This window comes from Pseudonocardia pini, assembly GCF_013870575.1.
Classification (GTDB): Bacteria; Actinomycetota; Actinomycetes; order Mycobacteriales; family Pseudonocardiaceae; genus Pseudonocardia; species Pseudonocardia pini.
In genome coordinates this window covers 1-7,457 of sequence record NZ_JACBXB010000220.1, presented here as the reverse complement: position 1 = coordinate 7,457, position 7,457 = coordinate 1, and the positions used below count along the sequence as shown (strand labels likewise).

Annotated in this window: 9 protein-coding genes; 5 read left to right on the top strand and 4 right to left on the bottom strand. The window is 73.5% G+C overall.

Going from position 1 to position 7,457, the window contains the following annotated elements; genetic code table 11:
- A partial coding sequence (locus tag H5J29_RS14585; RefSeq protein ID WP_181781500.1) for an FAD/NAD(P)-binding protein occupies positions 1-1,544 on the bottom strand: 1,544 nt, incomplete at its 3' end.
- On the opposite strand from H5J29_RS14585, the gene H5J29_RS36560 reads away from it, so the two are divergent.
- Positions 1,534-1,869 (top strand): putative leader peptide, encoded by a 336-nt coding sequence (locus tag H5J29_RS36560; protein ID WP_376768533.1) that lies wholly within the window; start codon positions 1,534-1,536, stop codon positions 1,867-1,869. The two genes, H5J29_RS14585 and H5J29_RS36560, sit on opposite strands and share 11 nt — an antisense overlap.
- A 45-nt stretch (positions 1,870-1,914) precedes the next feature.
- The gene (locus H5J29_RS14580; protein ID WP_181781499.1) at positions 1,915-3,000 is read left to right on the top strand and encodes an LLM class flavin-dependent oxidoreductase; all 1,086 of its coding nucleotides are present in this window, start codon (positions 1,915-1,917) and stop codon (positions 2,998-3,000) included.
- 69 nt (positions 3,001-3,069) lie between these two features.
- On the opposite strand, the gene H5J29_RS14575 is transcribed toward H5J29_RS14580, so the two are convergent.
- Positions 3,070-3,930, bottom strand: a complete 861-nt coding sequence (locus H5J29_RS14575; RefSeq protein ID WP_181781502.1) for an LLM class F420-dependent oxidoreductase — start codon at positions 3,928-3,930, stop codon at positions 3,070-3,072.
- A 54-nt stretch (positions 3,931-3,984) separates the two neighbouring features.
- A complete protein-coding gene (locus tag H5J29_RS14570; RefSeq protein WP_246393871.1) occupies positions 3,985-4,392 on the bottom strand; it encodes a PaaI family thioesterase in 408 nt (135 codons plus the stop codon).
- Positions 4,393-4,478: 86 nt separating this feature from the next.
- Here H5J29_RS14570 and H5J29_RS14565 point away from each other — a divergent pair, with 86 nt between their 5' ends.
- The 3 genes from H5J29_RS14565 to H5J29_RS14555 all read left to right on the top strand — a co-directional run bounded on the left by H5J29_RS14565 (position 4,479) and on the right by H5J29_RS14555 (position 6,527).
- A complete protein-coding gene (locus tag H5J29_RS14565) occupies positions 4,479-5,273 on the top strand; it encodes a helix-turn-helix domain-containing protein (protein WP_181781498.1) in 795 nt (264 codons plus the stop codon).
- Between the two features lie 124 nt (positions 5,274-5,397).
- Positions 5,398-6,240, top strand: a complete 843-nt coding sequence (locus H5J29_RS14560) for a class I SAM-dependent methyltransferase (RefSeq protein ID WP_181781497.1) — start codon at positions 5,398-5,400, stop codon at positions 6,238-6,240.
- Positions 6,241-6,245: 5 nt separating this feature from the next.
- Positions 6,246-6,527, top strand: a complete 282-nt coding sequence (locus H5J29_RS14555) for a DUF5698 domain-containing protein (RefSeq protein WP_181781496.1) — start codon at positions 6,246-6,248, stop codon at positions 6,525-6,527.
- Here the strand turns inward: H5J29_RS14555 and H5J29_RS14550 are convergent.
- On the bottom strand, positions 6,502-7,457 hold a 956-nt coding region (locus H5J29_RS14550), incomplete at its 5' end, for a helix-turn-helix transcriptional regulator (RefSeq protein WP_181781495.1). The two genes, H5J29_RS14555 and H5J29_RS14550, sit on opposite strands and share 26 nt — an antisense overlap.

Sequence of the window (7,457 nt, the reverse complement as noted above, 5' to 3'; positions counted from 1 at the left end):
GACGGGAACGGACGAGCTCGGTGTCGGCACCGACCGGTCAGACGAGCGAAGCGGCTGCCCGCGCGGAAGCCGTCGTCGTCGAGGTCCACCCACATCCCGGGCCCGAGGAACTGCAGGTACCCGGCCTCGGACAGGGCCAGGATCTGCCGGACCCGGAAGCCGGGCGGCCCGCTCGCGACGGAGTTGAAGAAGCTCTGCCAGCGCGGCACGTCGCGCGCGATCGACTCCGCGCTGAGCATCCCCGCGCCCTGCACGCGCATGACCTCGCCGTACACGGCCAACATCGAGGTGAACGCGCCGAGGTGCGGCGTGTGCCGCTCGTCCTGGTGCTGGCGCAGGTCCTCCGCGATCCGCTCCCGGACGAGCGGCTGGAGCTCCTCGAGCGTGTCCGCGGCGAGCCCGTCGAACGGTCGGTCGAGCCGCTCGAAGTCGATGCGGTCCTGCGGGTCCGGCACGGCCGCCGCGATCAGCGACTCCATCTCGGGCGTACCCCACCCCAGCTCCGCGAACCGGGCGAGGAACTCCTCCCACGAGCACGTGACCAGCTCGGGATGCCCGCCGAACAGCTCGTGGTACCAGCCGAAGGCGATCTCCTTGCCGATCAGCGCGCCCAGGTCGCGGGCCAGGTCGATCGGCTGCGGCAGGGCGTCCGTGGCCGCCGCGGTGAGGAACCGGGGCGACGGCGGCCTGCCCGCGCGCAGCTGGTACTCCGGCTTCGCGTGGTAGGGGGCACCGCGCGGCGACCCGGCGACGAGCCGGGGCTCGCGGCCCGACGGTACGTAGTCCAGACCCGCGCGGCCGTCGACGAACCGGCCCCCACGCCCCTCGAACAACAGCACGACGAGATCCACGAACGCGAGCCCGAGCCCCCGCGCGATCACGGTCTCCCCCGGCTCGACGATCGACAGGTCCGTGTCCGTGGTCTGCTCCGGCGGGACGTAGCGCAGCCCGCGCGCCCGCGCCTGCGCGAGGAGCGTCTGCTCGGCGGGGGCGGGGGTGGCGTCGAGGTGCCCGGAGGCGAGGACGACGGCGTCGGCCACGATCGGCGGCTCACCCTCGAGGGCGAGCACCTGCGTGTCGCCGCGCTCGGTCAGCCCCGTGGCGCGCGTCGCGTGGACGTGCACCCTGACCTGCGGCGGGAGGTCCGCGACGACGGCATGCAGCACCGAGGTCAGGTAGCGGCTCTGCAGCCTGCGGCTCGGGAAGGTCGAGGCGGTGACGGCCCGCAGCTCGGCGAGCATGTCCGCGGGCCATCCGGTCACGTCCGGCCCGGCCTGCGCCCACTCCCAGAACGACGGGCCGGGCACGATCGGGCCCTCGCAGACGACCGACTCGTCCGTCCACATCGTGACGTCCGCGGCCATCGAGTTCATCGCCAGCAGGGGCGACTGGGCGTCCCGCCAGATCCGCCCCGCACCTGCGGGGTAGGGGTCGACGAGGTGGACGTCGAGGTCGCCGGGGTACAGCTCGCGGGCGTTGGCCGAGAGCCGTTCGAGCAGTCCGACGCCTCGGGGTCCGGCGCCCACGATCGCGATGGCGGCCACGACAGTCCTCTCTCCGATGGGTGTGGCGGAAGGGAGGGCGGGCGCTAGAGCGCCGCGGCGGTGCGACACAGGTCGACGTGTCGGCGCAGGGCCGGCCAGGTCGAACGTGCCTTGTCCATCACCTGACGGTAGCGCCGCGACCCCCCGATCGCATTCCCGCTGCGGTGCCGGTCACGCCCACCCGGTCGGCTCGTCGCATATTCCCGGGTGTGCGGGCCTGCTCAACCCGGTTGACCCGACGCCGTCGTGGTGCTGCATTGGAGGGATGACGCCGTTGGTCTCCCGCCGGCACATCGACCTGGCCCGCACCGCCTCGGCCCTCTAGCCGGCCCTGCCGTCCGCCACCCCCACGACCGCAGGAGAAACCGCCATGCCCGTCGAGTTCCTCGGCATCGGAGCCACGAACGACGGCACGGAGACCCGTGCCCGCTCCGGTCCCGCCTTCGACCCCGAGTTCACCCTCGCCCTGGCCCGCGCGCACGAGGCGAGCGGCTGGGACCGCGTCCTCACCGCCTACGGGTCCGGCAGCCCGGACCCGGCCCAGGCCGCGGCCTACATCGCCGACCACACCGAGCGGCTGCAGCTGCTGCTGGCGCACCGGCCGAACGTCTCGTACCCGACCTTCACCGCCAAGACCGTCGCCACGCTCGACGCGATGTCGGGCGGGCGGCTGACCCTGCACGTCATCACCGGCGGGAACGACCACGAGCAGCAGCGCGAGGGCGACACCCTGCCCAAGGACCGCCGCTACGACCGCACCCGCGAGGCCATCCAGATCATGAAGCGGGCGTGGACCGAGCGGGAGCCGTGGGACTTCCACGGCGAGCACTACGACTTCACCGACTTCGCGCTCGACGTCGAGCCCGCGCAGAAGCCGCGCCCGCGCGTCTCGTTCGGCGGGTCCTCCGAGGCCGCGTACAAGGTCGGGGCCGAGGAGGCGGACATCTACGCGCTCTGGGGCGAGCCGCTGGCGGGCACCGCCGAGCAGATCGCGACCATCACCCAGCTGGCCAAGGAGGCGGGGCGCCCCGCTCCGACGTTCCAGGTCGCGTTCCGGCCGATCCTGGGCCGCACCGAGGAGGAGGCCTGGGAGAAGGCGCACGCGACCGTCGCGCGGATCCAGGAGCGGACCGCGGGCGGGCAGCAGCTCACCCGCAGGCATAGGCTGACGGACCCGGAGAACGCGGGCTCGCAGCGCCTGCTGGCCATCGAGGGCGAGCGCCACGACCGGGCACTGTGGACGGTCACGTCGAAGGTCACCGGCGGCGCCGGGAACTCGACCGCACTCGTCGGAACCCCGGAGACGGTGGCCGCGGCGCTGATGGACTACTACGACCTCGGCGTCCGCATCCTGTCCGCCAGGGGCTACGACCTCCTGGAGGACGCGACGCAGTTCGGCGAACAGGTCATCCCCCTGGTCCGCCAGGAGGTCGCCCGCCGCGACGCCGCGGCCTGACCCTCGCCTCATGGAGCCACGACCGCCCTCTCGACCGCCGAGAAGGACGGTCGTGGCTCCATGATGTGGCTAGAGGGCTGCGACCGCCGGGACGACCTCGGTGCCCAGCACGCGGAGGGGCTCGATCTCGGAGACGTTCGGCACCAGGCCGTGGTACTCCTGGATGCCGAGCGTCGCGAGCTCCTCCAGGTGGGCGACGGCCGTCTTGGGGTCCTGGGCCAGGGCACCGCCCATCACCGTCTTCTCGATCTCGGCGTAGTCCCGCCCGAGGTCGTCGCAGTGCCTCCTGAGCACGTCGAGCTTGTGCGGGAGGTCCGGGCCGTCGAAGAGGTTGCAGGCGTCCGCGTACCGGGCGACCATCCGCAGCGTCTTCTTCTCGCCGCCGCCGCCGATCAGGATCGGCGGGTGCGGCCGCTGCAGCGACTGCGGCACGTTCATCGTGCGCTCCAACGTGTAGTGCTCGCCGCGGTACGGCCCCTCCTCGGCGCTCCACATCTGCAGACAGATCTGCAGCGTCTCCTCGAGCCGCTCGAAGCGCTCCTTCGTCGAGGGGAAGAACAACCCCAGCCCCCGGGACTCCTCCTCGTTCCACGCGGCGCCGATGCCGAGCATCGCCCGGCCCTTCGACAGCACGTCCAGCGTCGTCACCATCTTGGCCAGCAGGCCGGGGTCCCGGTAGCTGACGGCCGTGACCCACGCCAGCAGCTCGACGCGCTCGGTGCGCGCCGCGAGGTACCCCAGGGTCGTGTACGCCTCCAGCATGTCGTTCTCGATGGGCCCGACCGGCCCGATCTGGAACACGTGGTCCATCACGCTGACCCGCGTGAGCCCGGCCTCCTCGGCCGCGACGGCGATCCTAGTGAGGTCGTCGGCGAGGCCCTTGGGGCCGCTCGGGTACGTGAAGTCCGCGATGTGCAGGCCGAGTTTCACCGTGCGCTCCTCGTTCATCGGTGGGATCGGAGGAGTAATCGGAAGGTCCTCCGTTTACGACCCTACTCCTCCGAGGACGGCCTGGCTCTGCGTCACCCGCGCGGTCAGCCTGCCGCGCTCGTCGAGCACGTCGACCACCACCACGATGGCACTGCGCCCGGCGTTCAGCACCCGGGCGACCGCCTCCACCGCCCCACCCGTGACCGGCCGCAGGAAGTTCGCCGACGACGAGGTGGTCGCCGTCCCGCGCGCCCCCTCCGGCAGGTTGAGGAAGCCGCACCAGCCCCCCGCGGCGTCGGCCAGGGCGAGCGTGGCTCCCCCGTGCAGCAGGCCGCCGGAGGTGCAGCGTTCGGGCGTCCACGCGAGCCGCACCCGCACCTCCTCGGGGGTCGCCGCCACGGCCTGCGCGCCGAGCACCCGGGTGAAGGGCATGGCCGCGTACATCTCGTCGGTGAGATCCATGTCCGCAGCCTGCCCGGCCCGGCGCGGCCGGGCCATTACCTCGGACGTCATCGCCCGCGGACCGCCGCGCCCGTAGCGTGCCCACCATGACGGCGGCGGTGGTCGAGACCGGGTTCGGGGACATGCTGCGGGAGTGGCGGCAGCGCCGCAGGCTCACCCAGCTCGACCTCGGCGGGCGGGCCGAGGTGTCCGCCCGGCACCTGTCCTTCCTGGAGACGGGCCGGTCGAGGCCGAGCCGGGAGATGGTCCTGCACCTGTCCGAGGAGCTCGACCTGCCGCTGCGGGCCCGCAACGAGCTGCTGGTCGCGGCGGGCTTCGCCCCGGTCTACGGCCAGAGCTCCCTCGGCGCGGGCGACCTCGCCGAGGTCCACACCTCGCTCAACCGCCTGTTGGCGGCCCACGACCCCTTCCCCGCCGTGCTGGTCGACGGCCAGTGGGACCTCGTCGACTCGAACCGCGCGGTCGCGGTGTTCGTCGAGCTGGTCGACCCGCAGCTGCTCACCCCGCCCGCCAACGTGCTGCGGCTGAGCCTGCACCCCCGCGGCCTCGCCCGGTACGTCGACGGGCTCGCGGAGTACGCCGCCCACCTGGTCTCCCGGCTGCGCAGGCAGGTCGACCGCTCCGCCGACCCCGGCCTCGGCGCCCTGCTCGACGAGCTCGTGGGCCACTGCCGCACCCTCGGCCTCGACCCGCACGCCCACCCGCGCAACGCCGTCGTCCTCCCGCTGCGCCTGCGGCACCCGGACGGCCCGCTCACCTTCTTCTCCACGGTCTCGGTGCTCGGCGCGCCCCTCGACATCACCCTCGAGGAGGTCGCGATCGAGTCCTTCCTGCCCGCGGACACCACGACGTCGGACTACCTACGCCGCCGCTTCGACTGAGGGGCCGGGCCCCGATCTAGGGTGCCCACACCGCCGAGATGGGGTGTCCACGCCGACGTGGGCGCACCCCCTGCGTCCCTACCGTCCTCCTTGTTCACCAGAGCCCCGCGAACAGGAGAAGGACATGACCAGCACCAGCACCAGCACCACCACCGGCACGGACCGCGACCTCAAGGCCAAGCACCGCGCCACCTGGGCGCTCGGCGACTACCCGTCGGTCGCCGTCGACATCATCCCCGAGCTGGGCCCCGTGCTCGTCGCGGCGAGCGGGGTGCGCGCCGGCGACCGAGTGCTCGACGTGGCCGCCGGCGCCGGGAACGCCGCCGTACCCGCCGCCCTCACCGGGGCCCGGGTGACCGCCTCCGACCTCACCCCCGAGCTGTTCCCGGCCGGGCGGGAGTTCGCCGCGAAGCACGGCGTGACCGTCGACTTCGAGGAGGGCGACGCCGAGGCACTGCCCTACGCGGACGACTCCTTCGACACGGTCCTGTCCTGCGTCGGGGTGATGTTCGCGCCGCACCACCGGCAGGCCGCCGACGAGCTGGTCCGGGTGTGCCGCCCGGGCGGCACGATCGGGCTGCTCAGCTGGTCCGTCGACAGCTTCGTCGGGGACATGTTCCGGGTGATGAAGAACTACGTCGCCCCGCCGCCCCCCGGCGTGCAGCCGCCCGCCCTCTGGGGCGACGTGGACCACGTGCGCGGGCTGCTCGGCGACCGGGTGACGGACGTGGCCGTGTTCCACGACGTGCTCCGGGTCGACCGGTTCGCCTCCGCCGAGGCCTGGCTGACGCACTGGAAGCAGGTCTACGGACCGACGGTCGCGGCCTACCGCGGCATCGCCGACGACCCGGAGCGGGTCGCGGCGCTCGACCGCGACCTGCTCGCCGTCGCGACGAGGCACTCCGTCACCGGCACGTCGGTGATGGAGTGGGAGTACGTCGTCGTCACCGCGTGTGTGCGGGAGTGAGCGCCGTGCTGACCCTCATCGGACAACCGGTGCTGATCGCCGTCCTCGTCGTGATCGAGGTGGCGGTGTGGCAGGTCCGGGTCGCCATGGCGACCCGCGGCAACAAACGCGTCGCGGCCGCGCTCGGCGCCGTCAACGCCGTGATCTCGGTGGTCGCGCTGGCCCAGGTGGTCACCCACCTGGACCGGCCCGCCAACGTGGTCGGGTACGCGGTCGGCGTGGCGGCCGGGGTCTACCTCGGCGTCGTGGTCGACAGCAGGCTCACGCGCGTGCGGCAGGCGGCGTGACGCCGACCCCCAGCCTGCGGGCGGCCGCCGCCGCGGCGCCCCGGCTGTGGACGCCGAGCTTGCCCAGGATCGCCGACACGTGGTGGTCGGCGGTCCTGGGCGAGATGACGAGCCTGGCGGCGATGTCGGCGTTGCTCAGGCCCTCGACCAGCAGGGCGAGCACGTCGAGCTGCCGGGCCGTGAGCCCGGCGGGGTTGGCCCGTGTGGTGGGCTGGCGACCGCGCGGGATGCGGCTGACGCCCACCTCCCGCAGCCGGGCCCGGACGAGGTCGGCCGCGGCGCGGGCACCGAGCTCGTCGAACAGGTCCAGGGCCACGAGGAGGTCCTCGGTGGAGCCCGCGTCCCAGGCGGCCAACGCCCGCTCGTAGGGCTGGTCCGACGGGGCGGTGTACGGCTCGGGCGCGCCTGCGAGCCGCCGGGTCCACCGGTCCAGCTGGCCCACCACGGCCGCCTTGCCCGCGTAGTCCCGGGTGGACAGGCCGGTGACGAGCGGGTGCTCCAGGCGGGGGTCGGGGGTCCGGGTGATCCAGGCGTTCTCCGCGAGCGCGGCCGTGGCGGGGGCGACCGTCGCCGGGATGTCGAGCCGGTTCACGAGCCGCCACAGCTCGTCGAGGTGCGGGTTCTCCGGCGGCGCCTCGCGGCGGGCCAGCAACAGCCCGAGCACCAGGTGCGGCCACACCCGGCTCAGCGGCAGGTCACCGCCGCGCAGGACGGTGCGCGCGTCCTCCTCGGCCTCCGTCCACCGCCCTTGCAGGAGCCGCAGCCGCGCCCGGACGCCGAGCTGCCACGCCGCACAGATCGGGGCGTCGCGCTCCTCGCTGATCTCCAGCGCCTGCGCCACCGAGACCTCCGCGGCCTCGAACCGGCCCTGCGCCACGTCGAAGGCGCAGAGGTTGCTCATCGGCGTGGTGAGCAGGTCGTCGTCTCGGT

Excerpts from the sequence above, each read along its gene's own strand:
- H5J29_RS36560 (WP_376768533.1), top strand. The coding sequence starts at position 1,534 with ATGGCGGCCACGACAGTCCTCTCTCCGATGGGTGTGGCGGAAGGGAGG.
- H5J29_RS14570 (WP_246393871.1), bottom strand. The coding sequence starts at position 4,392 with ATGGATCTCACCGACGAGATGTACGCGGCCATGCCCTTCACCCGGGTG.
- H5J29_RS14565 (WP_181781498.1), top strand. The coding sequence starts at position 4,479 with ATGACGGCGGCGGTGGTCGAGACCGGGTTCGGGGACATGCTGCGGGAG.
- H5J29_RS14560 (WP_181781497.1), top strand. The coding sequence starts at position 5,398 with ATGACCAGCACCAGCACCAGCACCACCACCGGCACGGACCGCGACCTC.
- H5J29_RS14580 (WP_181781499.1), top strand. The coding sequence starts at position 1,915 with ATGCCCGTCGAGTTCCTCGGCATCGGAGCCACGAACGACGGCACGGAG.